General features: G+C 75.1%; 23 protein-coding genes and 3 pseudogenes. 18 read left to right on the top strand and 8 right to left on the bottom strand.

The window, feature by feature from the left end; all coding sequences use genetic code 11:
* Positions 1-172 precede the first annotated feature (172 nt).
* The 5 genes and pseudogenes from ABZ793_RS09190 (at position 173) to ABZ793_RS09170 (ending at position 3,314) form a co-directional block, all read left to right on the top strand.
* Entirely contained in the window at positions 173-736 is a 564-nt protein-coding gene (locus ABZ793_RS09190) for an adenylate kinase (RefSeq protein ID WP_357454257.1), read from the top strand.
* 307 nt (positions 737-1,043) lie between these two features.
* Positions 1,044-1,580 carry an EamA family transporter gene (locus ABZ793_RS09185; RefSeq protein WP_357454254.1) on the top strand — a complete coding sequence of 179 codons (537 nt, stop codon included), beginning with the start codon at positions 1,044-1,046 and terminating at the stop codon, positions 1,578-1,580.
* A pseudogene (locus ABZ793_RS09180) lies at positions 1,577-1,633 on the top strand (hypothetical protein); the annotation flags it as partial. The gene ABZ793_RS09185 and the pseudogene ABZ793_RS09180, both read left to right, overlap by 4 nt.
* Before the next feature lie 95 nt (positions 1,634-1,728).
* A complete protein-coding gene (locus ABZ793_RS09175; protein WP_357454251.1) occupies positions 1,729-1,941 on the top strand; it encodes an EamA family transporter in 213 nt (70 codons plus the stop codon).
* Between the two features lie 47 nt (positions 1,942-1,988).
* The gene (locus tag ABZ793_RS09170; RefSeq protein ID WP_357454248.1) at positions 1,989-3,314 is read left to right on the top strand and encodes an MATE family efflux transporter; all 1,326 of its coding nucleotides are present in this window, start codon (positions 1,989-1,991) and stop codon (positions 3,312-3,314) included.
* A gap of 27 nt (positions 3,315-3,341) precedes the next feature.
* On the opposite strand, the gene ABZ793_RS09165 is transcribed toward ABZ793_RS09170, so the two are convergent.
* Complete coding sequence (locus ABZ793_RS09165; protein WP_357454245.1) at positions 3,342-4,367, bottom strand: hypothetical protein; 1,026 nt, start codon at positions 4,365-4,367, stop codon at positions 3,342-3,344.
* A 184-nt stretch (positions 4,368-4,551) separates the two neighbouring features.
* Here ABZ793_RS09165 and truB point away from each other — a divergent pair, with 184 nt between their 5' ends.
* From truB to ABZ793_RS09130, 7 genes are all read left to right on the top strand, one after another.
* Positions 4,552-5,436, top strand: coding sequence for a tRNA pseudouridine(55) synthase TruB (gene truB, locus ABZ793_RS09160; RefSeq protein WP_357454242.1), 885 nt, complete (start codon positions 4,552-4,554; stop codon positions 5,434-5,436).
* A gap of 58 nt (positions 5,437-5,494) precedes the next feature.
* Positions 5,495-6,424 carry a bifunctional riboflavin kinase/FAD synthetase gene (locus ABZ793_RS09155; protein ID WP_357454239.1) on the top strand — a complete coding sequence of 310 codons (930 nt, stop codon included), beginning with the start codon at positions 5,495-5,497 and terminating at the stop codon, positions 6,422-6,424.
* 181 nt (positions 6,425-6,605) lie between these two features.
* The gene (rpsO, locus tag ABZ793_RS09150) at positions 6,606-6,875 is read left to right on the top strand and encodes a 30S ribosomal protein S15 (protein WP_043962418.1); all 270 of its coding nucleotides are present in this window, start codon (positions 6,606-6,608) and stop codon (positions 6,873-6,875) included.
* A 226-nt stretch (positions 6,876-7,101) separates the two neighbouring features.
* The gene (locus ABZ793_RS09145; protein ID WP_357454236.1) at positions 7,102-9,486 is read left to right on the top strand and encodes a polyribonucleotide nucleotidyltransferase; all 2,385 of its coding nucleotides are present in this window, start codon (positions 7,102-7,104) and stop codon (positions 9,484-9,486) included.
* A gap of 52 nt (positions 9,487-9,538) precedes the next feature.
* A complete protein-coding gene (locus ABZ793_RS09140) occupies positions 9,539-10,963 on the top strand; it encodes a pitrilysin family protein (protein ID WP_357454233.1) in 1,425 nt (474 codons plus the stop codon).
* A gap of 102 nt (positions 10,964-11,065) precedes the next feature.
* Complete coding sequence (dapB, locus tag ABZ793_RS09135; RefSeq protein WP_350705012.1) at positions 11,066-11,839, top strand: 4-hydroxy-tetrahydrodipicolinate reductase; 774 nt, start codon at positions 11,066-11,068, stop codon at positions 11,837-11,839.
* A 108-nt stretch (positions 11,840-11,947) separates the two neighbouring features.
* Positions 11,948-12,430, top strand: coding sequence for a GNAT family N-acetyltransferase (locus tag ABZ793_RS09130; protein WP_357454230.1), 483 nt, complete (start codon positions 11,948-11,950; stop codon positions 12,428-12,430).
* Between the two features lie 218 nt (positions 12,431-12,648).
* Here the strand turns inward: ABZ793_RS09130 and ABZ793_RS09125 are convergent, their stop codons facing one another.
* Positions 12,649-13,680, bottom strand: coding sequence for a sigma-70 family RNA polymerase sigma factor (locus tag ABZ793_RS09125; RefSeq protein ID WP_357454227.1), 1,032 nt, complete (start codon positions 13,678-13,680; stop codon positions 12,649-12,651).
* Between the two features lie 157 nt (positions 13,681-13,837).
* Positions 13,838-14,401: pseudogene (locus tag ABZ793_RS09120) on the bottom strand (GNAT family N-acetyltransferase); the annotation flags it as partial.
* A 35-nt stretch (positions 14,402-14,436) separates the two neighbouring features.
* On the opposite strand from ABZ793_RS09120, the gene ABZ793_RS09115 reads away from it, so the two are divergent.
* Entirely contained in the window at positions 14,437-15,744 is a 1,308-nt protein-coding gene (locus ABZ793_RS09115) for a glycosyltransferase family 87 protein (RefSeq protein ID WP_357454224.1), read from the top strand.
* On the opposite strand, the gene ABZ793_RS09110 is transcribed toward ABZ793_RS09115, so the two are convergent.
* Entirely contained in the window at positions 15,643-16,194 is a 552-nt protein-coding gene (locus ABZ793_RS09110) for a GNAT family N-acetyltransferase (RefSeq protein WP_357454221.1), read from the bottom strand. The two genes, ABZ793_RS09115 and ABZ793_RS09110, sit on opposite strands and share 102 nt — an antisense overlap.
* 78 nt (positions 16,195-16,272) lie before the next feature.
* Here ABZ793_RS09110 and ABZ793_RS09105 point away from each other — a divergent pair, with 78 nt between their 5' ends.
* The 5 genes from ABZ793_RS09105 to ABZ793_RS09085 all read left to right on the top strand — a co-directional run bounded on the left by ABZ793_RS09105 (position 16,273) and on the right by ABZ793_RS09085 (position 21,997).
* The gene (locus ABZ793_RS09105) at positions 16,273-17,502 is read left to right on the top strand and encodes a crosslink repair DNA glycosylase YcaQ family protein (RefSeq protein WP_357454218.1); all 1,230 of its coding nucleotides are present in this window, start codon (positions 16,273-16,275) and stop codon (positions 17,500-17,502) included.
* Complete coding sequence (locus ABZ793_RS09100) at positions 17,499-18,152, top strand: DUF2752 domain-containing protein (protein ID WP_357454215.1); 654 nt, start codon at positions 17,499-17,501, stop codon at positions 18,150-18,152. Before ABZ793_RS09105 ends, ABZ793_RS09100 begins: the two co-directional genes overlap by 4 nt.
* A 387-nt stretch (positions 18,153-18,539) precedes the next feature.
* Positions 18,540-19,283: an FAD-dependent thymidylate synthase gene (gene thyX / locus ABZ793_RS09095; protein WP_357454283.1), complete on the top strand. Its 744-nt coding sequence runs from the start codon at positions 18,540-18,542 to the stop codon at positions 19,281-19,283.
* Positions 19,284-19,329: 46 nt separating this feature from the next.
* Positions 19,330-20,256 carry a 4-hydroxy-tetrahydrodipicolinate synthase gene (dapA, locus tag ABZ793_RS09090; RefSeq protein WP_357454212.1) on the top strand — a complete coding sequence of 309 codons (927 nt, stop codon included), beginning with the start codon at positions 19,330-19,332 and terminating at the stop codon, positions 20,254-20,256.
* Positions 20,257-20,308: 52 nt separating this feature from the next.
* On the top strand, positions 20,309-21,997 hold the full coding sequence (locus ABZ793_RS09085; protein WP_357454209.1) for a ribonuclease J: 1,689 nt from the start codon (positions 20,309-20,311) through the stop codon (positions 21,995-21,997).
* 310 nt (positions 21,998-22,307) lie between these two features.
* On the opposite strand, the gene ABZ793_RS09080 is transcribed toward ABZ793_RS09085, so the two are convergent.
* The 4 genes and pseudogenes from ABZ793_RS09080 to ABZ793_RS09065 all read right to left on the bottom strand — a co-directional run bounded on the left by ABZ793_RS09080 (position 22,308) and on the right by ABZ793_RS09065 (position 26,730).
* On the bottom strand, positions 22,308-23,339 hold the full coding sequence (locus ABZ793_RS09080) for an LPXTG cell wall anchor domain-containing protein (protein WP_357454205.1): 1,032 nt from the start codon (positions 23,337-23,339) through the stop codon (positions 22,308-22,310).
* A 181-nt stretch (positions 23,340-23,520) separates the two neighbouring features.
* Complete coding sequence (locus tag ABZ793_RS09075) at positions 23,521-24,351, bottom strand: isocitrate lyase/phosphoenolpyruvate mutase family protein (RefSeq protein WP_357454201.1); 831 nt, start codon at positions 24,349-24,351, stop codon at positions 23,521-23,523.
* Positions 24,352-24,424: 73 nt separating this feature from the next.
* Positions 24,425-26,149 (bottom strand): annotated as a pseudogene (locus tag ABZ793_RS09070) (YbjN domain-containing protein); the annotation flags it as partial.
* Between the two features lie 101 nt (positions 26,150-26,250).
* Positions 26,251-26,730, bottom strand: a complete 480-nt coding sequence (locus ABZ793_RS09065; RefSeq protein ID WP_350705031.1) for a YbjN domain-containing protein — start codon at positions 26,728-26,730, stop codon at positions 26,251-26,253.
* Positions 26,731-26,827: the final 97 nt, after the last annotated feature.

The raw sequence follows: 26,827 nt of genomic DNA, 5'->3' as shown, positions 1-26,827 counted from the left end.
TATAAAACAACTCCCTCACACACTAATCCCAAACCCCCCCCTTTTCCCCTGGCCGGCCCCCCCCCCCGGGCCTTTTTGTTTTGTCCCGCCACCGGGCCCGGGGGGCCCCCCCCCCCCGCCCGACACCCGTCGCCGGTCGCGGGCGTCCCCGGCGGGCCGCTACCGTCGCCGCATGCGTCGGATCCTCGTCGCCGGCAGTTCGGGCGCCGGCAAGAGCACGCTCTCCCGCGAGGTCGCGCGCCGGCTCGACCTTCCGTTGATCCACCTGGACCGGCACTTCTGGCAGCCCGGCTGGGTGGCCCCCGACGACGCCCGCTGGCGGGCCACGGTCGCCGAACTGGCCGCCCGGCCGTCCTGGGTGATGGACGGCAACTACGGCGGCACCCTCGACCTTCGCCTGCCCCGCGCCGACCTGCTGGTCCTCTGCGACCTGGGCCGGCTGCTCTGCCTCGGCCGGGTGTTGCGCCGCCGGTGGGCGTACCGCGCCACCAGCCGCCCCGACCTCCCGCCCGGCTGCCCCGAGCAGATCGATGCCGAGTTCCTCCGGTACGTGTGGCGCTATCCGCGCCGGTCCCGCCCCCGGCTGCTCACCGCGGTCGCCACGCACGCGCCGGCGCTGCCGGTCGTGCGCCTGCGCAGCCGCGCCGAGGTGCGTCGCTGGCTCGCCGAGCTGCCCCGGCGTGAGCGGAAATCCGGGGCCGGCGGGGACGGCGCTGCGTTAGGGTCCGGGGCATGAGGTCGTTCCGCGGCGTTCTGCCCCCACCGCGCTCCTGACCGGAGCGCCACGCCTCCGGTGGTCCCCGTGCCCAGGGTGACCATCGGTCTTTCGCGGTGCGACCTGCCCGGACGACGGGCTCCCGCCGCAGCCGGCCGAGCCACCGCCGCCCGCGGCCTGTCCGTCGTGTGTGCGCTCCGACAGACGTCGCCTCTGTCCGCGGCTCGACTCTCCATGGAGCGCATCCGTGTCCCGACCGTCGCCTTCCCTGTCGTCCACGTCTCCGTCCGCCCCGCGCCCCCGCCGTCGGCCCACTGCCGGGGCCCGAGTGGGCCTGCTGTACGTCACCGCCGCCGCCGTGCTGTGGGGCACCACCGGCGTTGCCGTGCAACTGGTCCGCGAGTCCACCGCGCTGACCCCGACCGGCATCGGCTTCTACCGCCTTGCCATCGCCGCGGTGGTGCTGCTCGCCCTCGTGGCGCACCGGCCGCGACCGGTGCTGGCGGCGCTGCGGTCGCAACCGGTGGTCCTGGTCCTGGTCGGGGTCGGTCTGGGGGGCTATCAGGCCCTGTACTTCCTCGCCGTCGCGTCGGGCGGTGTCGGGGTGGCCACGGTGGTCAGCCTGGGTCTCGCCCCCGTCCTCGTCTTCGGGTGGGAGTCCCTGCGCGCGCGGCGGCTGCCCGGGCGGACCATGCTGGGTGCCCTGGTGCCCTGGTGCCCTGGTGCCCTGGTGCCCTGGTGGCCGGCGTCGCCGGCCTCGTGCTCGTCACGGTCTCGGCCGGGCAGCCGGCCGCGCCGCGTCCGCTGCTCGGCCTGCTCGCGGCCTTCGGCTCGGGCGTCGGCTACGCCGCCAGCACCGTACTGAGCCGGCACGCCGCGCGGCGCGTCGCGCCGATGACGCTCACCACCGTCTCCGCCGTGGTGGGCGCGTTGGCGCTGGCCCCGATCGCGCTGGCCGAGGGTTCGCCGTTCCGGCCCGGCTCGCGCCCGTCGGCCTGCTGGTCCATCTCGGGGTGGTCACCACGGCGGTGGCGTACGCCCTGTTCTACGCCGGGCTGCGCACCACCACGGGCAGCGCCGCCGCGCTGTCGACCCTGGCGGAGCCGCTCACCGCGGTGCTGCTCGCCGGGTGGCTCGTCGGCGAGACACTGCCCGTGGCGGTGGCCGTCGGGGGAGCGCTCCTGCTCGGTGCCGTGACCGTCGTCCACCTGATTCCAGGTAAGTGATCCGGTCGCTTGCGATCCTTACCGCTCCCGTGCCAGGATCGGCGGCGATGAGTCAGCCAGCCGTCGCCGCCGCCCCCGCCGCGTCACCCCGCCGGATCGCCGCGCTAGCCCTGCCGGCGCTGGTGGTGCTGGCCGCCGAACCGCTCTACGTGCTCGTGGACACGGCGGTGGTGGGGCACCTCGGCCGGGTGCCGCTCGCCGCGCTCGCCATCGGCGGCACGGTGCTGACCCTCATCGCGTGGCTCGGCACCGTGGTCGCGTACGGCACCACCGGGCGGTCGGCCCGGCGCTTCGGGGCCGGCGATCGGGCCGCCGCCGTCGCCGAGGGCGTGCAGTCCTCCTGGCTGGCGCTCGGGGTGGGCGTCCTGGTCGCGGTCGGCATGCAGGTCGGCGGCGGGGCGTTGGCGCGTACGCTCGCCGGAGGCCCCGGCGAGGTGGCCGACGCCGCCGCGCAGTGGCTGCGGGTCGCGGCGCTCGGCGCCCCGGGCCTGCTGCTCGCCGCCGCCGGCAACGGCTGGCTGCGCGGCGTGCAGGACACCCGCCGGCCGCTGGCGTTCGTGCTCGGGCCGAACCTGCTCTCCGCCGTGCTCTGCCCCCTGCTGGTCTACCCGCTCGGCCTCGGCCTGGTCGGCTCCGCGGTCGCCAACGTGGTCGCCCAGACCATCGGCGGGGCGCTCTTCGCCGGGGCGCTGGTCGCCGAGCGGATCCCGCTGCGGCCCCGGCCGCGGCTGATCGGGCAGCAACTGGTGCTCAGCCGGGACCTGCTGATCCGGGGCGCCGCCTTCCAGGCGAGCTTCCTCTCCGCGACCGCCGTGGCCGCCCGCTTCGGGGCCGCCGCCGTGGGCGCCCACCAGATCGCCCTGCAACTCTGGTTCTTCACCGCGCTGGTGCTCGACGCGCTCGCCATCGCCGCCCAGTCGCTGGTCGGCGCCGCGCTCGGCGGCGGCGACGACGTCGGGGCCCGGGCCCTCGCCCGCCGGATCGGGCTGCTCGGCGGCGCCTGCGGTGTGGCGTTCGCGGTGGTCATCGCCGCCGGCGCCGGCGTCGTCCCCGGCTGGTTCAGCTCCGATCCGCAGGTACGCGACCAGGCGATGCTGGCCTGGCCGTGGTTCGTGGCGATGCAGCCGCTGGCCGGCGTCGTGTTCGCCCTCGACGGCGTGCTGATCGGCGCCGGGGACGTCCGCTACCTGCGCAACCTGACCATCGTGGCCGCCCTCGGCGGCTTCCTGCCCGCCATCTGGCTGGCGTACGGGCTCGACCTCGGGCTCGGCGGCATCTGGGCCGGGCTCACGCTGTTCGTGGTGATCCGGCTGGTCGCCCTGCTGCTGCGGCTGCGCTCGGGCGGCTGGGCCGTGGTCGGCGCGGTGCGCTGACCACACCCGTCCGGGCGCTCCCGCGGCTCAGCAGCTTTCGCCGTCGCCGGGCCGCCAGCCCGGGTCGTAGACGTTGCCGGTCGGCCGCGCGGAGGGCCGGCTGCGCAGCGGCTCCTCGGGGGCGAGGGCCAGGAACCCCCGCTTGATCCCGGCGCAGTCGGCGTTGTAGAGGGTGCTCGCCGCCTCGTGTACCCACAGCCCACGGGACGAGGACCGGACGTCGTCGGGGTGCGGGACCTGCCAGACCACCTCGTCGCGCACGGTGACCAGTTCGGCTCCCGGCGGGTACTCCTGCGCCCGCCAGAGGTCGAAGTGGTAGACCCAGATGAAGCTGGTGGTGATCTCCAGCACCCGGATGCCGTCGGGGTCGGTGGTCGTCCGGTAGGTGACGGTGCCCCGCGCGCGCACCGTGTCGGCGTTGTCCAGCCGCGGGTCGGCCTCGTCGTCAACCCGGGTCACGTAGTTCAGCGCCGCGCCGTCGGCCAGGTCGCGCCGGACCTCGTCCCGGTTGTCCGCCGCGATCAGCCTGAGGAAGGGCTCCGGGTCGTTGACCACGAGCATCGACCTGTCGACGCGGCCCTCGACGAGCGCCTGCCGGACCTTTGCCAGGCCCTCGGCGACCTGCTTCGCGGTGAACGGCGCGGCCGCCTTCGCCGGCGGCAGGACGATGGCGTCCTTCCCGGCGGCGAACGACTCCGCCGGGGTGGCCGCCCACGGGCTCACCGAGTTGCCGTCGGCGTCGGTGGGACGGACCTGGCCGGGCACGGCCCGGCGGTCGGGCAGGATGGGCTCGTTGTCGCGGACCCGCTCGTAGACGCCGAGTCCGATGGTGCCCACCACCGCGAGGAACGAGAGCGCCACCAGGGCGGCGACGCCGCCCAGCAGCTTCCCGCTGTGCCTCGCCCAGCCCAGCCGCAACCGCTCCGGGCGGGTCAGCGTGCGCTCCGTCTCCGGCTCGCGCATCCAGGTCGGGACGCGGACCGGCTCCACGGGCTGGTCGGCGTACGGGTCGAAAGGCGCGGTCGGCTCGCTCGGCCGCTGGTCGGTGCTCATTCGGCTGTCCAGGTGGGGTGGGTGGAGGGGGCGCATGATCTTCGCACCCGCCGCGCGCCGTCGTGGTCCCGTTCGGTCGCCGTCGGGCAACGCTGGCCGACCGGTGGACGCCGCGCCGGCCGTCCACCCGACCCGCGTACGGCGGCGACAGGGCGTCCGAGCCGGTCTGGCAGGCTTGGGTGTCGTGAGCGCAGACGGTCTGATCGTGGTCGACAAGCCCGGCGGCATGACGTCGCACGACGTGGTGGCGCGGATCCGCCGGTTGGCGCGGACCCGCCGGGTGGGGCACGGCGGCACCCTCGACCCGATGGCCACCGGCGTGCTGGTGATCGGGGTTGGCCGGGCCACCCGCCTGCTCACCTATGTGATCGGCGCGCACAAGAGCTACACGGCCACCGTCCGGCTCGGCCAGGCCACCGTCACCGACGACGCCGAGGGCGACGTGATCGCCACCACCGCGGCCGGGCGGGTCACCGACGAGGCGATCCGGGCCGCCCTGGCCGCGCTGACCGGCGAGATCGACCAGGTGCCGAGCGCGGTCAGCGCGATCAAGGTCGACGGGCAGCGGGCGTACAAGCGGGTGCGCGAGGGGGAGAGCGTCGAGCTGCCCGCCCGCCGGGTCACCGTCTCCCGGCTGGACCTGCTGGCCGTACGCCGGGACACCCCCGACGTGGTGGACGTCGACATCGACGTGACCTGCTCCTCCGGGACGTACATCCGGGCCATCGCCCGGGACGCGGGCCTGGCGCTCGGGGTGGGCGGTCACCTGACCGCGCTGCGGCGTACCGCCGTCGGCGGCTTCACGCTCGCGGAGGCCGCCACCCTCGACGAGCTGGAGCGGCGCGCGCCCGAGGTGGTCCACCTGCCGCTGGCCGCGGCGGCCGACCGGTTCTTCCCGCGGCGCGACGCCGGCGCCGACGAGGCGAAGGTGCTCTCCCACGGCGGGCCGCTCGACCCGGCCGGCATTCCCGGCCCCTACGCGGTCTTCGGTCCCGACGGTGGGCTGATCGCTATCGTCAGCGAGCGGGACGGCCGGGCCCGCGCGGAGATCGTGCTCGCCCCCGCCTGACGGCGGGGCGGGGGAACGGCGGCCCGTGCGGGCCGCCGCGGAGGCAGGGAGGAGCGCAATGCAGCGGTGGCGGGGGTACGACGCGGCGCCCGGTGGCTGGGGGCGGTCGGTCGTCACCATCGGCGTCTTCGACGGCGTGCACAAGGGGCACCAGGCGACCATCGGGCACGCCGTGGCCCGGGCCCGCGAGCTGGGCGTGCAGTCGGTGGTGGTCACCTTCGACCCGCACCCGGCCGAGGTGGTCCGCCCCGGCTCGCACCCGGCGGTGCTCACCGAGCCCGCCCGCAAGGCCGAGCTGATCGAGGCGCTCGGCGTGGACGTGCTGTGCGTGGTGCCGTTCACCCCGGAGTTCTCCCGGCTGCCCGCCGAGGCGTTCGTGCACGACATCCTGGTCGAGCACCTGCATGCCGCCCTGGTGGTGGTGGGGGAGAACTTCCGCTTCGGGCACCGCGCCGCCGGCGACGTGGCGCTGCTGGAGCGGCTCGGCCGCACCTTCGGCTTCGGCGTCGAGGGGGCCCCGCTGGTCGCCGAGGCGGGCACCGTCTTCTCGTCCACGTACATCCGCTCCTGCGTCGACGCGGGGGACGTGGGCGCGGCCGCCGCCGCGCTCGGCCGCCCGCACCGGCTGGAGGGCGTGGTGGTCCGCGGCGACCAGCGCGGCCGCGAGCTGGGCTTCCCCACCGCCAACCTGCTCTGTCACCGGTACGCGGCGGTGCCCGCCGACGGCGTCTACGCCGCCCGGCTGGTGCGCCGGGGCCACGCCGAACCGCTGGGGGCAGCGGTGTCGGTCGGCACCAATCCGACCTTCTCCGGACGGGAGCGGCGGGTGGAGGCGTACGTGCTGGACTTCGCCGGCGACCTCTACGGCGAGCGGCTGGCGCTGGACTTCGTCGCACACCTGCGTGGGCAGATCCGATACGACGCGATCGAGCCGTTGATCGCCCAGATGGGGCAGGACGTCGAGCGCACCCGCCGGGCCCTCGACTGACCGCCTCGCGGCCCTTGACCGGCCGGCGCCCGGCCGTACTGGTAGTCTGGCGGGGACGTCGGCTGACCGACGTGGGGCCTCGCGTGCCTGCACGACGCCGCGGGTGCGAGGTACCGGTCCGTTTCCGGTCCACCGACCGATCCGACGGACATCATCGAACAACCCACGAAACAGGGAGAACATGGCGCTCGACCAGGAAGCCAAGGCCAAGATCCGCGCGGAGTACGCGACCGCCGAGGGCGACACCGGTTCGCCGGAGGTGCAGGTCGCGGTCCTCACCAAGCGGATCGCCGAGCTCACCGAGCACCTGAAGGTGCACAAGCACGACCACCACAGCCGCCGCGGGCTGCTGCTGCTGGTCGGCCGTCGCCGTCGGCTGCTCAACTACGTCCAGAAGAAGGACATCAACCGCTACCGGTCGCTCATCGAGCGGCTCGGTCTGCGCCGGTGACGTGACGGGGGAGTGGCCTGACCGGGCCGCTCCCCCGCTCCGGCACCACCCGAGAACAGGGCCGCGCGACCACTCGAGAAAGGGAGCGGGTCAGCGTACCGGTCTCCGGTAGTGGCCCCCGGGCACCCCGGCATCTCGCCGGCCACCCGGGCGCTTCGATCGAAGACCGGCCGTCTGAGCAGCTCCCGCGTCGTGGGCCCCCGATGCGAAGGAGCACGACAGCACCATGACCGAGACCAACCTCGGCACCGAATCCCGCACCGCCGTGATCGACAACGGGTCCTTCGGCACCCGTGAGATCACCTTCTCCACCGGCCGGCTGGCCCGCCAGGCTGCCGGCTCCGTCATCGCCCAGCTCGGCGAGACGGTCGTCCTCTCCGCCACCACCGCCGGCAAGCAGCCGAAGGAGCAGTTCGACTTCTTCCCGCTGACCGTCGACGTCGAGGAGCGAATGTACGCCGCGGGCCGTATCCCCGGCTCGTTCTTCCGCCGTGAGGGTCGCCCAAGCGAGGACGCGATCCTCACCTGCCGGCTGATCGACCGGCCGCTGCGCCCGTCGTTCGTCAAGGGCCTGCGCAACGAGGTCCAGGTCGTCGAGACCGTCCTCGCGCTCGACCCGCAGCACCCCTACGACGTCGTGGCGATCAACGCCGCGTCGATGTCGACCAAGCTCTCCGGCCTGCCGTTCTCCGGCCCGATCGGGGCGACCCGGATGGCGCACGTCGACGGCCAGTGGGTCGCCTTCCCGACCCACGAGGAGCTGGCCCGGGCCACCTTCGACATGGTGGTGGCCGGCCGCGCCCTGGCCGACGGCGACGTCGCGATCATGATGGTCGAGGCCGAGGCCACCGAGCACACCGTGGCGCTGGTCGCCGGCGGCGCCCCCGCCCCGACCGAGGAGGTCGTGGCGAGCGGCCTGGAGGCCGCCAAGCCGGCCATCCGCGAGCTGTGCCGGGCGCAGAGCGAGCTGGCCGACGTGGCCGCCAAGCCGGTCGCCGAGTTCCCGGTCTTCCTGGACTACCAGGACGACGCGTACGACGCGGTGGCCGACGTGGCCCGCGCCGACGTCGCCGAGGCCCTGCAGATCGCCGGCAAGGCGGTCCGTGAGGAGGCCCTGGACGCGATCAAGGCCCGCGTGCTGGCCGAGCTCGGCCCGCGCTTCGAGGGCCGGGAGAAGGAGCTCAGCGCCGCCCTCCGGTCGCTGACCAAGTCCGAGGTCCGCAACCGGGTGCTGCGCGAGCAGGTCCGCATCGACGGCCGCAGCCCGCGCGACATCCGCCCGCTGACCGCCGAGGTCGGCGTGCTGCCGCGGGTGCACGGCTCGGCGCTGTTCGAGCGCGGCGAGACGCAGATCCTGGGCGTCACCACGCTGAACATGCTGCGCATGGAGCAGTCGCTGGACACCCTCTCCCCGGAGAAGTCCAAGCGCTACATGCACAACTACAACTTCCCGCCGTACTCGACCGGTGAGACCGGCCGGGTCGGCTCGCCGAAGCGGCGCGAGATCGGCCACGGCGCGCTCGCCGAGCGGGCGCTGATCCCGGTGCTGCCGTCGCGCGAGGAGTTCCCGTACGCCATCCGGCAGGTCTCCGAGGCGCTCGGCTCCAACGGCTCCACCTCGATGGGCTCGGTCTGCGCCTCGACGCTGGGCCTGCTGTCCGCCGGTGTGCCGCTGAAGGCGCCGGTCGCCGGCATCGCCATGGGCCTCATCTCCGACGAGGTCGACGGCAAGACCCAGTACGTGACGCTGACCGACATCCTCGGCGCCGAGGACGCGTTCGGCGACATGGACTTCAAGGTCGCCGGCACCCGGGACTTCGTCACCGCGCTCCAGCTCGACACCAAGCTCGACGGCATCCCGTCGGACGTGCTGGCCGCCGCCCTCCAGCAGGCGCACGAGGCCCGGCAGACCATTCTCGACGTGATGCAGCGGGCCATCGAGGCCCCGGCCGAGATGTCGGACTACGCGCCGCGGGTCACCACCGTCAAGATCCCGGTGGACAAGATCGGCATGGTGATCGGCCCGAAGGGTCAGACCATCAACGCCATCCAGGACGAGACCGGCGCCGAGATCTCCATCGAGGACGACGGCACGATCTACGTCGGCGCGACCAACGGCCCGTCGGCCCAGGCCGCGGTCGAGCGGATCAACGCGATCGCCAACCCGACGCTGCCGAAGGTCGGCGACAAGTTCCTCGGCACCGTGGTGAAGACGGCCGCGTTCGGCGCGTTCGTCTCGCTGCTGCCGGGCCGCGACGGCCTGCTGCACATCTCCAAGGTGGGCGACGGCAAGCGGGTCGAGAAGGTCGAGGACTTCCTGAACGTCGGCGACAAGGTCGAGGTCGAGATCGCGGACATCGACGCCCGCGGCAAGATCTACCTGGACAAGGTCCGCCCGGAGGGCGCCGAGGCGCCGGCCGCCGGCGAGGCCGCCGAGGGCGAGCGTCCGGCCGGCCGGGACCGGGGCGACCGGGGCCCGCGCGACCGCGGCGACCGCGAGCGCGGCGGCGACCGGGGCGGCCGTGGTCCGGGCGGCGGCGAGCGCGGCCAGGGCGGCGGCGAGGGTGGCGAGGGCGGCGAGCGTCCGCGTCGCCGGACCCGGCACAGCTGACGCACCAGCACACCGCACCACCCACCCCTCGTCGATCTGGGAGCAACAACACGTGAGTCGGGCCGTTCGTGCGCCGTTTCCGCCGGATCGACGGGGGGTGGCGTCGTTCCCGGGCCCCGCAGGGGCCTCCTTCCGGGGCACCGGGGGGGCCCGCTCCGGCGGCGCCTCCCGGGCGGTGACACGCACGATCAGTGACGACCCGCTGGGCGGCACGGTACGCCGTACCGTGCTGCCCAGCGGGCTGCGCGTGCTCACCGAGGCGATCCCGGCGATGCGCAGCGTGTCGTTCGGCATCTGGGTCGCGGTCGGCTCCCGCGACGAGACCGGCCCGCAGGCCGGCGCGGCGCACTTCCTGGAGCACCTGCTGTTCAAGGGCACCAACAAGCGCAGCGCCCTGGACATCTCCTCCGAGATCGAGGCGGTGGGCGGCGAGACCAACGCCTTCACCACGAAGGAATACACCTGCTACTACGCCCGGGTGCTCGACGAGGACCTGCCGCTGGCCATCGACGTCATGTGCGACCTGGTCGCCGACTCGGTGCTGAAGCCGGCCGACGTGGAGACCGAGCGGGGTGTGATCCTCGAAGAGATCGCCATGCACGACGACGAGCCCGGCGACGAGGTGCACGACCTCTTCGCCCGGGCGGTCTACGGCGACCACCCGCTGGGCCGGCTGATCTCCGGCACCGAGGAGACGGTCACCCCGATGACCCGGCGGCAGATCCAGGGCTTCTACCGCCGCCGCTACACCGCCCCGCAGATCGTCATCGCCGCCGCCGGCAACCTGGACCACACCGCGGTGGTGAAGCTCGTCCGCCAGGCGCTGCGCGGCACCCCGCTGGACACCGACCCGGCGGTGCCGGCGCCGCACCGGTCGGCCACCCCGGCGGTACGTACCAGGCCCGCCGCCACCCTGGTGGAGCCGAAGGAGACCGAGCAGGCGCACGTCATCCTCGGTTGCCCCGGCATCGACCGGCTGGACGAGCGCCGCTTCGCCCTCGGCGTGCTCAACAACGTCCTCGGCGGCGGCATGTCGAGCCGGCTGTTCCAGGAGATCCGCGAGCAGCGTGGCCTGGCCTACTCGGTCTACTCCTACGCCAGCCAGTACGCCGACAGCGGCATTTTCGCCGTCTACGCCGGCTGCGCGCCCGGCAAGGTGGACGAGGTGCTGGAGCTGACCCGGGCCGAACTCGCCCGGGTGGCCGCCGACGGCCTGACCGAGGCCGAGGTGGCCCGCGGCAAGGGGATGAGCAAGGGCTCGTTCGTGCTGGGCCTGGAGGACACGGGCTCGCGGATGAGCCGGCTGGCCAAGGGCGAGCTGCTCTACGGCGACCTGATGCCGGTCGACGAGCTGCTCCGCCGGGTCGACGCGGTCACCGTGGCCGACGTGAACACCCTCGCCGCCGAGCTGCTGAGCCGGCCGATGTCGCTGGCCGTGGTCGGCCCGTTCGGCGAGGGCGACTTCTCCGCCCGCTGACCGGCCGCGCCACCCGCCCGCGCCACCCGCCCGCGCCCGTGGCCGGGCCCTGCCTCGGGTCCGGCGGGATGCGGACGTCCCGATTGGGATAGGTTGTGCCCCGTGACTGACGAGCAGGAGAAGAGCGCGGACGAGCCGATCCGGGTCGGCGTGCTGGGCGCCCGGGGCCGGATGGGCGTCGAGGTGTGCAAGGCCGTGGACGCCGCCGGCGACATGGAACTGGTGGCCATGGTCGACCAGGGCGACTGGCTGTTCAACGCCTCCGACGCCGGGGCCGAGGTGGTCGTCGACTTCACCACTCCCGACGTCGTCATGGACAACCTGCACTGGTGCATCGACCAGGGCATCAACGCGGTCGTCGGCACCACCGGCTTCACCGAGCAGCGGCTGGAGCGGGTGCGCGGCTGGCTGGCCCGCAAGCCCGGCGTGGGCGTGGTGATCGCCCCCAACTTCGGCATCGGCGCAGTGCTGATGATGCAGTTCGCCGCCCGCGCGGCCCGGCACTTCGAGTCGGTCGAGATCGTCGAGCAGCACCACCCCCGCAAGCTGGACGCGCCCAGCGGCACCGCCACGCACACCGCGCGGCTGATCGCCGCCGCCCGCGCCGAGGCCGGGCTGGGCCCGGTGCCCGACGCGACCAAGGACGAGGTGGCGGGCGCCCGGGGCGCCGACATCGAGGGGGTACGCGTGCACGCCGTGCGCGCCACCGGCCTCGTCGCCCACCAGGAGGTGCTCTTCGGCACCACCGGCGAGACGCTGACCATCCGGCACGACTCGTACGACCGGGCGTCGTTCATGCCCGGCGTGCTGCTGGCCGTCCGCGCGGTCCGCAACCGGCCGGGGCTGACCGTCGGCCTGGACGCCCTGCTCGACTGACGCCGAGGGTCGGACCGTCTTCGTCTCCAGCCACCTGATGGGCGAGATGCAGCTCACCGCCGGGGGAATCCCGTCGCGTGGCTGCCGGGCGGCTCCTAGGCTGCCCGGGTGATCGATTCTGGCATTCTCGACCGGGCGGGCCGCCGGGTCACCCTGCGCCCCGTGGACGACGACAACTGGCGGGCGGTGGCCGACGTCGCCCCCCGCGACGACCAGCGCGCCTGGGTGGCGGCCCTGGCCGCCCGCTACGTGCTGCTGACCATGCGTTCCGACGTCTGGAACTCGCTCGCCGTGTACGCGGACGAGACGGTGGTCGGGCACGTCATGTGGGGCGTGGACGACGACGGCTCGCGCTGGATCGGCGGCATGGTCGTCGACGCGGCCGAGCAGGACCGGGGAGTCGGCCGGGCGACCGTGCGCACCCTCGCCGCGTGGCTCGCCGCCCAGGACGGTGGGCACCCCGTCCGGCTCTCCTACCACCCCGACAACGCCTCGGCCGCCCGGCTCTACACGAGCCTGGGCTTCACGCCCACCGGGGCGATGGAGGACGACGAACTGGTCGCCGAGCTGCGTCCCGCCGCCTCCGCCTGACCGCCCGCCGGTTCACGGGCGGGGCGCGGCGGACGCCGGCGCGGTCGACGCCCGGGTCACCGCGTCAGCCCTCCTGGAGCACCGAGAGGATGTTGCCGGCCGGGTCGGTGAACCAGGCGATCGACGGCCCCTGGCCTTGTCGTGGCGTACGAGGGGTGGACGGCCCGGGCCTGCGGCACTCATCGCCCGGCGGGTTGGGGCGGGCGCGGCGGCCCGGCTCAGGGGTCGAGGCGGGGCGGCAGCCCGAACCGCGCGAACAGCTCCGGCGTGAGGAAGTGGGTGAGCCGGCTGATCCGCCCCGCCGAGAACTCGAGCACGTGGACGCTGAACGGCCGGTGCCCGCCCGCCGGGTCGGGGCGGTAGTGAGCGAAGGCGGTGCCACCGTTGGCGGACACCGGCACCAGCCGCGAGCCGCGGCACTCGGCGCCCGGGCCGAGCATCCACCGCCGGATGTCCCCCGGGCCGCGCAGCCACAGCGCGAACGGCGGCATGCTCTGCACCGCGTCCTCCCGCAGCAGCGCGACGAGCGAGTCGATGTCGTAGCGCTCGAAGCTGGCGACGTAGCGGTCGAGCAGGTCGCGCTGCCGCCCGTCGAGCGGGGCGGTCGGCAGCCCGTCGCGGGCGGCCAGGGTGGCGCGGGCCCGCTGGAGGGCGCTGTTCACCGCCGCGACCGAGGCGCCGGCCAGCTCGGCGGTCTCGTCGGCCCGCCAGCGCAGCACGTCGCGCAGGATCAGCACGGCCCGCTGCCGGGGCGGCAGGTGTTGCAGAGCGGCGACGAACGCCAGCCGGACCGACTCGCGGGCCTCGGCCACCGCCGCCGGGTCACCGGCCGGCAGCACGGCCGCGTCCGGCGCGGGGCCCACCCAGCGCTCGGACGCCGGCGCGCCCAGCGCGGCGAGGACCGGCTCGTCCGGCCCGCCGAACTCCATCGGCAGGGCCCGCCGGGCCCGCCCCCGCAACTGGTCCAGGCAGACGTTGGTGGCGATCCGGTAGAGCCACGTGCGGGTGGAGGACCGGGCCTGGAAGCCGTCGTGCCCGCGCCAGGCGCGCAGCAGCGTCTCCTGCACCGCGTCCTCGGCGTCGAAGATCGAACCGAGCATCCGGTAGCAGTAACCGGTCAGCCCGACGCGGTGCGCCTCGAACGCCGCGTCGGCCGGGCCCGACGCCGGCCCGGCAGCACCGGCGGGGTCGCGACCGGTCGGGCCGCCGTGGGTCACGCCCGCTCCGCTGGTCGCCGTCGCTGCGGTCATGGGGTCACGGTAGGCGACGCCCCCGACAGTGCCCGCCGATCCGGACCCGCGCGGAGGCGTGTCGTCAGTCCACGGGGGGCGCCGGCGACGGCACCGACCCGGCCGGCGGGGCGTCCGGCAGCGTCGCCTCCGTGGGCGTCGCGTCCGCGGGGTCCGCCTCCGTCGGCACCGCCACGTGCAGGCGTAGCTGCGGGACGAGCATGTCCTCCACGTCCAGGGCGCGCGCCGCGCCGTCGGGCTCCCAGCCGGTGCTGGTGAGGAACTTCCGGGTCGCCTCGTCACCGTCGAACGCCCAGGCCACCGCCCGGGCGAACCCGTCGGCGCGCCACAGGTCGACGGTCGCGGCGAGCAGCCGGCTGCCGTGCCCGCGCCGCCCCCAGCGCGGCTCGACCAGCAGGTCGGTCACCGCCGCCACGCCCGGCCCGAGCGCCTCGGCCGGCTCGCCCGGGGCGAGTGCCTCGGCATCGGCCGGACCGGAGGCGGCGAACCCCACCAGATACGATTGCTCGGCCTGTTCGACGGCGACGAGCACCCGATGCGTGCCGGAGGGCGGCTCCTGCACCGCCGCGCTCCACCGCCGGGCGAGCCACGCCTCGTCCAGGTTGTCGAGCACGTGCCGGGGCAGAATCCGGCGATAGGCGACCCGCCAGGTCGCGAGTTGGATGCGTGCGATCTCGCCGGCGTCTTCCGGACGCGCCGGGCGGACGTACCCGAGAGCCATGGGACGGAAGCCTACGCAGGGCGAGGGAGGCGACGGTGGCGCAGGGTCCCCGACGGACGGTCCAGCAGGTCGTGAGCGTGGTGGGGCTCGCCGTCGCGGTTGCCGCGTTCCTGTCCGTGGCGGCCGTCCGGCACGGCTTCTTCGACCTGAAGGTCTACTACGGCGCGCTGACCTGGTGGGTGCACGACGGCGGGGAGATCTACGACTTCCTCAAGCCCGGCACGCAGTACGGCTTCACCTATCCGCCCTTCGCCGCCCTGGTCATGCTGCCGATGGCGTACCTGCCGTGGTCGGCGGCGATCGTGGTGAGCGTGGCCGCCAGCGTGGTGGTCACCGCCGTGCTGTTCTGGTGGCTGGTCGACCCGATCTCCCGCCGGGCCGGCTGGACCCGCTGGTTCGCCCTCGCCGTGGCGCTCTGCCTGGCCGCCGCGTACGAGCCGATGCGCGAGACGGTCAACTTCGGCCAGGTCAACATGCTGCTGCTCTTCCTGGTCGCGGTCGACCTGCTCCGGCTGCTGCCGGCCGGCAACCGCTGGGCCGGGGTGGGCATCGGCCTGGCCACGGCGATCAAGCTGACCCCGGGCATCTTCATCGTCTACCTGCTGGTCACCCGGCGCTGGCGGGCCGCGGTCGCCTCGATGGCGGCCGCGGCCGGCGCGACCCTGCTGGCCGCCGCGCTCTTCCCCGACGCGTCGCGGGAGTTCTGGACCGAGGCGCTGTGGAACACCGGCCGGGTGGGCGAGTTGGCGTTCGTCTCCAACCAGTCGCTGCGCGGGGTGGTCGCCCGGCTGAACCCGGAACACCCGAGCACCCTGGCCTGGCTGGCGCTGGTGCTCGCCACGCTGGTGCTGTGGGCGTGGCGCTCCCGGGCCGCCGTGGCCGCCGGCGACGAGGCGACCGGCCTGGCGCTGACCGGTGCGGTGATGTGTCTGGTCAGCCCGGTCACCTGGGTGCACCACCTGGTCTGGTTGCTGCCCGCGTTGATCCTGCTGGTGGACAACGGCATGGCCGCACCGGCCGCCGGCCGCCGGCGCCGCGTCCTGCTGGGCGCCGCGATCGTCGGGTACGGCTTCCTGATCAGCCGGATCGTCTGGGCCTGGGAGAAGGACTTCACCGGGTTCGACGGCTTCCTCGGCAGCAACACCTACGTCTGGATCAGCCTGGCGCTGCTGGCGTTCCTGCCGGTCCGTCGCGTGGGCGGCGCCGGCCGGACCAGCCGCCGCTGGGCGACGCCGGCCGGGTCAGCCGTCGAGGTGTCCGGCGTACCGCAGCTCGACGAGCCCGACCGGCGGGCGCCCGCCGGCCAACGGCACCGGGTAGGTCGACCGCTCACCGTCCGGTGACAGCCCCGCCCGCTCGTAGAACCGGCGGGCCCGGTGGTTGTCGGCCAGCACCCAGAGCCGGTAGTCGGACCAGCCCCGCCCGGCCAGCCCGGCGCGGGCCGAGGCCAGCAGCGCCCCCGCCGTGCCGTCGCCCCAGTGCGCCGGCTCGACGTACATCGCCACCACCTCCCCGTGCGCGAGGTCGAGGTCGCCCCGGTCCTGGTTGATCCGGTACGGCCCGAACGTGGTGAACCCGGCCAGCGTCCCGTCGGCCTCGGCGAGCAGGGTGGTGAACGGGTGCTCCGGATCGGCGGTGCCGAGGTCCCGGCGGCGCTGTGCCCAGGCCGCGACGTTGAGGCGCCGCAGCACCTCCTCGGGCATGATCCCCGCGTAGCCGGCCTGCCACCCGTGGATGTGCACCCGGGCGACCGCCTCGGCGTCCTCGGGCTCCTCGCGCCGGATCGTGAGCATGCGTCCGTTCTATGCCCCGGCGGGCGATCGGTCCAGCGTCCGCTCCGGTGTCGTACGCGTGGATTAGGGTGCCCGACGATGGCCGCACCGGAATCACTCTCGCTCGCCCAGGCGCGCCGGGTGGCGCTCGCCGCCCAGGGCTTCGCCGACCCCGCGCCCACCGGCGTGCCCACCCGCCGACACCTGCGCCGGGTGCTCGCCCGGGTCGGGCTGATCCAGATGGATTCGGTCAACGTCCTGCAACGCGCGCACTACCTGCCGCTCTACAGCCGGCTCGGGCCCTACCCGACGTCGCTGCTCGACACCGCCGCCTACCGACGTCCCCGGGAGCTGTTCGAATACTGGGGCCACGAGGCGTCGCTGGTCCCCGTCGGGTTGCACCCGGCGTTGCGCTGGCGGATGGCCCGGGCCCGCGCGGAGGCGTGGGGCGGGATGCGCCGGATCGCCGAGGAGCAGCCCGGCCTGGTCGCCTGGGTCCGTGACGAGGTGGCCGCCCGGGGGCCGCTCACCGCCGCCGAGATCGAGCACGACGCGCCCCGGGAGACCGGCAACTGGGGGTGGAACTGGTCGGCGGTGAAGCGGGCGCTGGAGTTCCTTTTCTGGGCGGGCGAGGTGACCGCCGCCGACCGCACCACCTCGTTCGCCCGCCGCTACGACCTGCCGGAGCGGGTGCTGCCGGCCACCGTGCTGGACGCCCCCACGCCGACCGACGCCGAGGCGTACCGCACGCTGGTGGCCATCGCCGCGCGGTCGCTCGGGGTGGCCGCGGAGCCGGAGCTGCGCGACTACTTCCGGCTGCCCCTCACCGGCGCCCGGCAGGCCATCGCGGAGCTGGTCGAGGCGGGCGAGCTGCTGCCGGTCGCCGTGCAGGGCTGGCGGCAGCCCGCCTGGCTGCACGCCGGGGCGCGGCTGCCCCGCTGGGTGCGCGGGAACACCCTGGTCAGCCCGTTCGACCCGCTGGTCTGGGAGCGGGCCCGCACCGAGCGGCTCTTCGACTTCAGCTACCGGATCGAGATCTACGTCCCGGCGCCGCAGCGGGTCCACGGCTACTACGTGCTGCCCTTCCTGCAGGGGGAGCGGTTCACCGCCCGGGTCGACCTGAAGGCCGATCGCAAGGCCGGGGTGCTGCTGGTGCCGGCCGCCTGGGTCGAGCCGGGCGCCGACCCGGGCGAGACCGCGCTGGCACTCGCCGCCGAGCTGCACCGCCTCGCCGGCTGGCTCGGCCTGGACGCGGTGGCGCCGCCCGCCGCCGGCGACCTGGCCGCCCCGCTGGCCGCCGCGCTGCTGGGCGTGGCCGGTGTACGGTGAGCCACGTGACGAGCGTTGACGGGCCGGCCCCCCAGCCGCATCCGCAGAGCGCCGGGGTCGACGCCCCGCCCCAGGCGTCTCAGTCGGGGCAGCCCGACCCGGGGCCGGCGGGCGGGCCGGGTGCGTGGCCGGCGGGTGAGCCGGGTGCCTGGCCCGCGGGCCAGGCGTCGCCCTACCCGGTGCCGCCCTACCCGGTGCCCGAGCCGGACCGGCTGACCCGCTTCGTCGTCCGCCTCTACGACCGCTCGCCGCGCTGGGCCGTGCCGTTGGCCGCGCTCGGCTGCGTCGCCGCCGGCATCGGCTACACGCTGCTCAGCAACCCGACCCACGCCGCGCCGGACGCCGCGCCGACCTGCCTGCTCAAGCTGACCACGGGGCTGGACTGCCCGGGCTGTGGCGGCACCCGCGCGCTCTGGTACGTGCTGCACGGCGATCTGCCGGCCGCCGTCCGGCACCACTTCCTCTTCGTCTTCGCGCTGCCCTTCCTGGCCTACCTCTTCGTCGCCTGGGCGGGGAAGCAGGCGTTCGGCTGGCGCCTGCCCGAGCTGCACCTCAGCTCGAAGGTGATCGGCGGCTTCCTCGCCGCCTGGCTGGCCTTCTCGGTGGTACGCAACCTCCCCTGGGCGCCGTTCACCTCGCTCTACGTCTGACCCTCCCTCCCGGCGCGACCCGCGTCTCCCGCGGCATGGGCCGCGCTCCCGAGGCGGCCCACGCCTCCCGGTTCCCCGGCCGGGTCGGGTGGGTCGGGCGCGGCGGTCGCCGGCCCGCCGGTCGTGAACGCTGTCGTTCGCGCCGCCGAACGGTGGTGGTCGCCGGAGGCCCGACCGCTCGGGTGGCTGCCCCATCTGTGGGGGCAGCTCGACAGCGTCGTCGCGCATCCCACCCAGTGGCGGCCCGAGCGCGCCGAGATCTTGGCCACGTGTCGGTCAGGCGGACCGGCACCTGTCCGACCATTCGCAGCTCAACGACCCGTTCGGCCCGTGAGCCCAACTTTCCCCCGCGACCGCCGGGCCACTACAGTGCCAGGAATGCCGGACATGGTGCAGCCCCAGGTCAAGCTCATCGCGTGGACCCACTTCGAGGCCCCGGACGACGTGCCGTGGTCGACCGACGCCGAGGGCGGCCAGGCGCTCGCCGAGTTCGCCGGCCGGGCCTGCTACCAGAGCTGGAAGAAGCCCAACCCGGCCACGGCCACCAACGCCGGCTACCTCGCGCACATCCTGGAGGTCGGGCACCTCTCGGTGCTGGAGCACGGCTCGGTCAGCTTCTACTTCAGCGGCGTGTCCCGCTCGTTCACCCACGAGCTGATCCGGCACCGCCACTTCTCCTACTCCCAGCTCTCGCAGCGGTACGTGCCGGAGCGGGACGCCGCCATGGTCGAGCCCACGGTGATCGCCGAGGACCCGGAGCTGCACAAGAAGTTCGTGGAGGCCGCCGAGGCGAGCGTGCGCGCGTACAACGAGCTGCTGGAGGGGCTGGAGCGGCGCTTCGCGGACGTGGAGAACGCCACGCTGCGGCGCAAGCAGGCCCGCCAGGCGGCCCGCGCCGTCCTGCCCAACGCCACCGAGACGCGGATCGTGGTCACCGGCAACTACCGGGCCTGGCGGCACTTCATCGCCATGCGCGCCACGGAGTACGCCGACGTCGAGATCCGTGAGCTGGCGGTGGAGTGCCTGCGGCAACTCCAGCGGGTCGCCCCGAACGTCTTCGCCGACTTCGTCATCTCGGCCCTGCCCGACGGCACCGAGGTGGCCGCCAGCCCGCACGCCGAGTTGTCCTGAGCCCTTCCCCGGCGGGGTGCCGGTGGTCGTCCGCTAGGTTGGTGGCATGACGCACGACCACCCTGACACCCCCGCCCGGGCGGTGTCCCGCCCCTTCGGGCGAGTGCTCACGGCCATGGTGACCCCGTTCACCGCCGACGGCTCGCTCGACCTCGACGGCGCGGCGCGCCTCGCCAGCTACCTGGTGGACGAGCAGGGCAACGACGCGCTGGTGGTCAACGGCACCACCGGCGAGTCGCCGACCACCACGGACGCGGAGAAGGAACACCTGATCCGGGCCGTGGTGGAGGCCGTCGGCGACCGCGCCAAGATCGTGGCGGGGGTCGGCACCAACGACACCCGGCACACCATCGAGCTGGCCGCCGGCGCGGAGAAGGCCGGCGCGCACGGCCTGCTCGTGGTCACCCCGTACTACAACAAGCCGCCGCAGGCCGGCCTGCTGCGGCACTTCACCGCCGTCGCGGACGCCACCGGGCTGCCGGTGATGCTCTACGACATCCCGCACCGCTCCGGCGTGCCGATCGCCACCGAGACGATGGTGCGGTTGGCCGAGCACGGCCGGATCGTCGCGGTGAAGGACGCCAAGGGCGACCTGACCGCGACCGGCTGGGTCACCGCCCGCACCAACCTCGCCTTCTACAGCGGCGAGGACTCGTTGACCCTGCCCGCGCTGGCCGTGGGCGCCGTCGGCGTGGTCGGCACCTCGACCCACTTCACCGGCGCGCTCACCAAGCGGATGATCGAGGCGTACGACGCGGGGGACACCGCCGGCGCGCTGGACCTGCACCGGCGGCTGCTGCCGCTGTACACCGGCATCTTCCGCACCCAGGGCGTGATCCTGGTGAAGGCCGGCCTGGCCGCCGCCGGGATGCCCGCCGGTCCGGTGCGTCCGCCGCTGGTCGACGCGACCGACGACGAGATCGCCCAACTCCGCGCGGACTGCGCGGCGGCGGGCCTGGAACTGCCCGAATGACCGAACGACACGACGGGCGCCGGGTGACGGCGCCGCAGAATGAGGTGGACGCGTGACCGAGGCGCACATCGAGGCGGAACTGCCCCCGCCGCTGCCGGAGGGTGGGCTGCGGATCATCCCGCTCGGCGGGCTCGGCGCCATCGGTCGCAACATGACCGTCTTCGAGTACGACGGCAAGCTGCTCGTCGTCGACTGCGGGGTGCTCTTCCCGGACGTGGAGCAGCCCGGCGTCGACCTGATCCTGCCGGACTTCGGCCCGATCCTCGACCGGCTCGACGACGTCCAGGCGATCGTGCTCACCCACGGCCACGAGGACCACATCGGCGCGGTGCCCTACCTGCTCGCGCACAAGCCCGACATCCCGCTGGTCGGTTCGCAGTTCACGCTGGCCCTGGTCGAGGCGAAGCTCGCCGAGCGGCGGATCCAGCCCTACACGCTGACCGTGCGGGAGGGCGGCCGGGAGCGGCTCGGCCCGTTCGAGTGCGAGTTCTTCGCGGTCAACCACTCGATCCCGGACGCGCTCGCGGTGGCCATCCGCACCCCGGCCGGCCTGGTGCTGCACACCGGCGACTTCAAGATGGACCAGCTCCCGCTGGACGGCCGGATCACCGACCTGGCCGGATTCGCCCGGCTCGGCGCCGAGGGCGTGGACCTGCTGCTGTCGGACTCCACCAACGCGGAGATCCCCGGCTTCGTCACCCCCGAGCGCGAGATCGGGCCGGTGCTCGACTCGATCTTCGCGAAGGCGCGCGGGCGGATCATCGTCGCCTCGTTCGCCTCGCACGTGCACCGGGTGCAGCAGGTCTTCGATTCCGCCGCTGAGCACGGCCGCAAGGTCGCCCTGATCGGCCGCTCCATGGTCCGCAACATGGGCATCGCCCGCGACCTCGGGCTGCTCAACATCCCGGCCGGGCTGGTCGTCGGGCTGGAAGAGGCGACCACCATGCCGCCCGAGCAGATCGTGCTGATGTCCACCGGCTCGCAGGGTGAGCCGATGAGCGCCCTGGGCCGGATGGCCAGCGGCGACCACCGGCACATCACCATCGCCCCCGGCGACACGGTGGTGCTCGCCTCGTCGCTGGTGCCCGGCAACGAAACCTCGGTCTACCGGGTGATCAACCGGCTGGCGCGGGCCGGCGCGGTGGTGGTGCACAAGGACGTGGCCAAGGTGCACGTCTCCGGCCACGCCCCCGCCGGCGAGCTGCTCTACCTGCTGAACGTGGTCCGCCCCAGCAACCTGATGCCGGTGCACGGCGAGTGGCGGCACCTGCGGGCGCACGCCCGGCTCGGCATCGAGTCCGGCGTCGCCCCCGACCGGGTGGTGCTCTGCGAGGACGGCGACGTCGTCGACCTCGTCGAGGGCCGCGCCAGCCTGGTCGGGCACGTGAAGAGCCGCTACGTCTACGTCGACGGCCTCGCCGTCGGCGACGTCAGCGAGTCGCTGCTGACCGAGCGGCGGATCCTCGGCGACGGCGGGTTCATCGCCACCACCGTGGTCGTCGACTCCGTGACCGGCAAGGTGGTCGGCGGTCCCACCCTCTCCGCCAAGGGCTTCTCGGAGGACCCGGAGGCGTTCAACCCGGTGATCCCGCTGGTCACCGAGGCCCTGAACCGGGCGGCCTCCGACGGCATCACCGACCCGCACCAGCTCCAGCAGATCGTCCGGCGCACCGTGGGGCGGTGGGTGAACGACGCGTACCGGCGCCGGCCCATGATCGTGCCCACCGTCGTCGAGGTCTGACCCCCGCTCCACCGACGCCCGCCCGCACCCCGTGTGCCGGCGGGCGTCGCCGCGTCCGGGGCCGGGCGCGCTGGAGGTTCCGGCCGATTTCCGGCCCTCGTTCAACCGCTCGGGTCGTCTGCGCCGAGCCGGGCGACTCGGGCGGGGCTGGCTGTCCGGCGACCAGGCGCAGGGCGTCACCTCCGGCGGCTCCGGCGACTGCACGCTGGCGTTCTCCGCCGGCTGAATCCGCCAGACCGCGCCCGGGCCGGTCGCCGACATCCCCGTGCACGTCGGCGACCGGCCAGGGCCGTCGCGGTCGGCCGCCCGCTCAGCCCCGGACGAGACGGCGGCGGAGCAGCAGCAGGCCGGCCCCGAGGGCCAGCAGGGCCGTGCCGACCAGGGCGTACGCGGTGCCGGCCGGCCCGGTGCGGGGCAGCTCGGTCCCGCCGGTGGCGGGCGTCGTCGGCGCGGCCGTACGGGACGGGCCGGCCGACGGGGAGGTGGTGGCGCCGCCTCCGCCGCCGGCCGCGAGCCGCAGGGTGACCGTGGTGTCCTCGTTGGTGTAGCGGTTGGTGGGGGCGAGGTACAGCCGGACGGACGGCGCGTCGCCGCTCACCGCCAGGCGCACCCGCACGGTGTCCGTGGCGTCCTCCTCGAGCGCGTCGGGCCGCAGGATCTCGCAGCCCACGCCGTTCATCCGGCCGCTGTCTGAGCAGGTGGGCCCGGTCACCCGCACGCCGTCGGGGGTGACCACGTTCAGCGCGTAGCCGCCGATGGAGAAGGCACCGGTGTTGGTCACCCGGGCCGTCAGCGTCACCTTCCCGTCGACGACCGGCGTGGCGGTGGCCCGCAGCCGCAGGGACGTGCGGTCCGGCCAGTTGACCCGGAAGTCGGTGGGCCGGTCGGTGACACCGGCGGCGTCCCGGCCGGCCACTGATCCCCACGCCTGCACACCGAAAACCGGTTCGGCGGCCGTCGACGTCAGCCTCAGCCGGTACGTCCGTCGGCCGCCGGCCGGCAGTTCCGTCCCGCCGCAGACCCACGTGCGGGCCGCTCCGGCGTCGGCGCGGCAGTCTCCGCCCGAGGTGAGGCCCACCCCGGTCGGCAGGCGCAGCACGAAGAAGCCCTTCGTCGGCGACGTGCCCTCGTTGGTGACGGCGACCTCCAGGGGAGCCGACGGGTGCCACGGGTCGCCGTTGAGGAACACGTGGTCCGCCCGGGCGATGACGGTCGACGTTCCCGCCGCGGGCGTGGTGGCCGGGCTCGGCGCGGGGGTGTGCGCCGACGCGGGCGGGGTGAGGGCGGGCAGGGCCAGCAGGGCGAAGGCGACGGCGGCGCCGGCGCGGAGCGGGTGGGTCATCGGTTACTCCCGGGATAGGTGCGGGTGACGCAGAGACCACACCTGACCGGGGTGCCGGGTTGCGCCGGTGTCGAATGGCGGACAACGCGACCGCCCCCGCAACCGGCGTCGGGCTCGCGGGCGGGGGCCGCCCGTCGCGGGTTCCGGGCCCCGTCGGCGGCGGAGCCCGGACCGGTCCGGCTCAGGCCAGCAGCGCGTTCAGCTCGCCGTAGCTGATCGCGCCGGCCAGCGAGTCGTACGAGCCGGAGTGCAGCGCCTCCGTGGCGGCGCGGCGGACCAGCCCGTACGCGGCCTCGGCGAGCGCCGAGCCGAGGCTGACCCGGGCCACCCCCAGCCCGGCCAGGGCGGCCACGGGGAGCGACCCCGGCCCGGCGAGCACGTTGACCGGCCCGTCGATCCCGGCGACCAGCGCCCCGATGGTCTCCGCGTCGACCACGCCCGGCACGAAGATGCCGTCCGCGCCCGCCGCCCGGTACGCCTCCGCCCGGCGCAGCGTCTCCGCCAGCCGGTCCGCCGGGTCGCCGACGGCCCGCAGGAACACGTCGGTGCGGGCGTTGACGAAGAGCCGTACCCCCGCCTCGTCGGCGGCCTCCCGGGCCGCCCGGATGCGGGCGCACTGCCCGTCGACCGGGCGCAGCGGGGACGTCCCGGCCGGCGGGGCGTCCTCGATGTTGACGCCGACCGCGCCGGCGGCGAGCACCGCGGTCACCGTGCGGGCGACCCCGGCCGGGTCGGCGGCGTACCCGCTCTCGATGTCGGCGGTGACCGGGACGGTGACGGCGGCGGCGACGCGGGCGACCACCGCCAGGGCGCGGTCCCGGTCCAGCTCGTCGCCGTCCGGCGCGCCCAGGCTCCAGGAGACGCCGGCGCTGGTGGTGGCGACGGCGGTCGCGCCGCAGTCGGCCACGATCCGCGCGCTGGCCGCGTCCCAGGCGTTGGGCAGCACGAGCGGGGAGCCGGGCCGGTGCAGGGAGTGCAGGAGCAGGGCGGTGCGCTGTCGGTGCGTCGTCATGGGCACGAGTCCACCAGGGCGGGAGAAGATCGTCCGGCGGGTTTCGGACCTCACCCGTGCCCCGCCCGGCCGGTCAGGGCAGCTCGGCCACCGCATCGGCGTACGCGACGCCGGTGTCGACGGCCGCGTCGAGCAGGACCGTGAGCTGGGCCGGGGCCACCCCGTGCGCCAGGTCGGTGCTGACGTCGCCGGCCAGCACCAGCTCGCCCCCGAGGTCGTGCACGTACGCCTTCGGCAGCAGCCGGTCGTGGTTCCACGCGTTGCAGAACGCGTACGCCTCGGCGAGCCGGTCGGCCGGCAGCCGGCGGCTCGCCACCGCGCGCGCCCGGAGGATCTCGCCCTGCTCGCCGGCCCGGCGGAACTGGATGAGCGCCTCGCCCCACCGGCCGACCACGGTGCCGTCGGCGTCCACGGCGTAGTGGTCCCCGCGCCGGTCCAGGGCGGCCGTGATCATCTCCACGCTCAGCGGGCGGGGCTCCCCGTCGGCCGGCGGGCCGTCGTCGGCCGGGTCGCCCGGGTCGTCGTCGGGCGCGTCGTCGGGCGGCAGCGGCACCGGTGCGGCGAGCGGCCGCTCGGCCAGCCAGGACGCGATCCGGCCGGACTGGTGGCCGGTGCCGTTGCGGGCGTCGAAGCTGCCGGCCAGCGTGGTGGCCAACCCGAGCAGGGTGGTGCCGAGCGTGGCCACGTCGAGGTCGGCGGCCGGCCGGTCGCCGTACCCGGGTCGGTGCACCGTCCGGCCCCCCAGCCCCGCCTCGACGGCGAGCGCGCAGACCAGCGCCCCGGCGGCGGCGAACTCCATCGCGGACAGGTCGTCGTGCGGCCGGTCCAGCCGGGGCAGCTGCTCGGCCAGGACGTCCAGCCCCCGGGCGGGGTGCCCGCCCAGCGCGCACCACCGCAGGTGCGCGGCCAGGTACGGGAAGGCGGCCTGCTCCCGCCGGTGCCGCCGGTACGCCCGCACGTGTGCCTCGGCCGCCCGCTCCGGCTCCCCGGCGCGCAGCCAGGGCAGCAGCCCGGCGGCCAGCGCCCGCTCGGGTTGCTCGGTGCAGCCGCCCGTGCCGGCCGGCGCGTCCGCCAGCGCGTCCAGCGCGGCCCGGTGGTCGCCCCATCCGGCGAGCAGTTCCGCCCGCCGGGCCGGCGCGCAGCCGGGGCAGCCGCCGGCCGGCCCTGCCTCGACCGCCGACCAGCGGTCGAACCACCGCCGGGCGGCCGGCTCGTCGCCGAGGTGGTCGGCGATCCGGCAGCGCACCTCGGCGACCACCGCCGCGTCCCCGCCCGACCCGCCGGCGCGGCCGTCACCCGTGGCGCCCGCCGGGGCGCCGCCGTGGCCCGTGGCCTCCGCGGGGGCGTCGCCGTGGCCCGTGGCGCCCGCCGGGGCGGCACCGCCGGAGGCTGTCCCGCCCGCCGGATCGGCTGCGTCGGCGGCGTCCGGCGGGACGGGGGAGCGGGCGGCGGCCCGGGCGGCGAGGTCGTCCAGCATGGCCCGGGCCTGGTCCAGCCCGACCCGGGGGCTGCCGAGCAGGGCCTCCACGGCGTACCGCTGGTAGCGCAGCAGCAGCGCGGCGTCCGGGCCGGGCAGCAGGTCGGGGCGACGGTCGACGGCGGCGAGGCAGCGGCGCACCGGCTCGACCAGCCGCCACCGCTCCCCGTGCAGCAGATAGCCCTCGATCAGCGCGAACCGGGCCTCCACCGCGGACCGGTCGTCGCCGGTGGCGTCGGCGTGCGCGGCGATCCGTTCCAGCTCCGCGCTGCGGGCCTCGCCGTCGGGCGCGTCACGGGCGTTGGCGAGCGCCTCGGCCAGCGCCGGGTCCCGGTGCCCGCCCCCGCGCCGCCGCCCGCCCCACCGGCCGGTCGGCTTGAAGGGGTCCAGCCCGCGAGGGGCCGGCTCCCCGCCCCGGCCCGTCACGCCACGACCCCGCCGGGCAGCCGGGCGACCTCGGTGGCGAGCTGGCAGCCGGTGGCGATGCCGCAGTCGAGCAACTGGTCGAGCTGGTGCGGGGTGACCCCGCGCTCCAGGTCGGTGATGACCTCGCCGCAGACCCGGGCCCGCCCGTCGTCCTCGACGTGCACGAACGCCTTCGGCCAGAGCCGGTCGTGGTTCCAGGCGTTGCAGAAGGCGTGCAGGGCCGGCACGTACTCGATCGGGAACGTCGGCGCGGCCAGGGTGCGGACCTGGAGCAGCTCACCGGCGGCGCCCGGCCGCAGGAACCAGATCAGGCTGTCGGCCCAGCGGCCGACCAGGTCGCCGTCCGCGTCGGCCTGGACCACGTACCCCCGGCTGCGCAGCACGGCGGCGATCAGCTCACCGGTCAGCGGTCGCAGCGCCGCCGGGTGTCCGGCCAGGGGGCCGTCCGGACCGTCCTCGATTCCCGGCGACGCCATCGGGCATCCCTTCTGAGGCAGATATCACGTGAAGCGGCGCGGTCCGCGCTGCGACGCGCGGACACGACCCGGAAAAGCGGCGATCTGCCGGGTCACG

It is taken from the genome of Micromonospora sp. NPDC047465, assembly GCF_040643125.1.
Classification (GTDB): Bacteria; Actinomycetota; Actinomycetes; order Mycobacteriales; family Micromonosporaceae; genus Micromonospora.
Note: the sequence above shows the minus strand (reverse complement) of the source record. Positions and strands in the feature narration are given on the sequence as shown.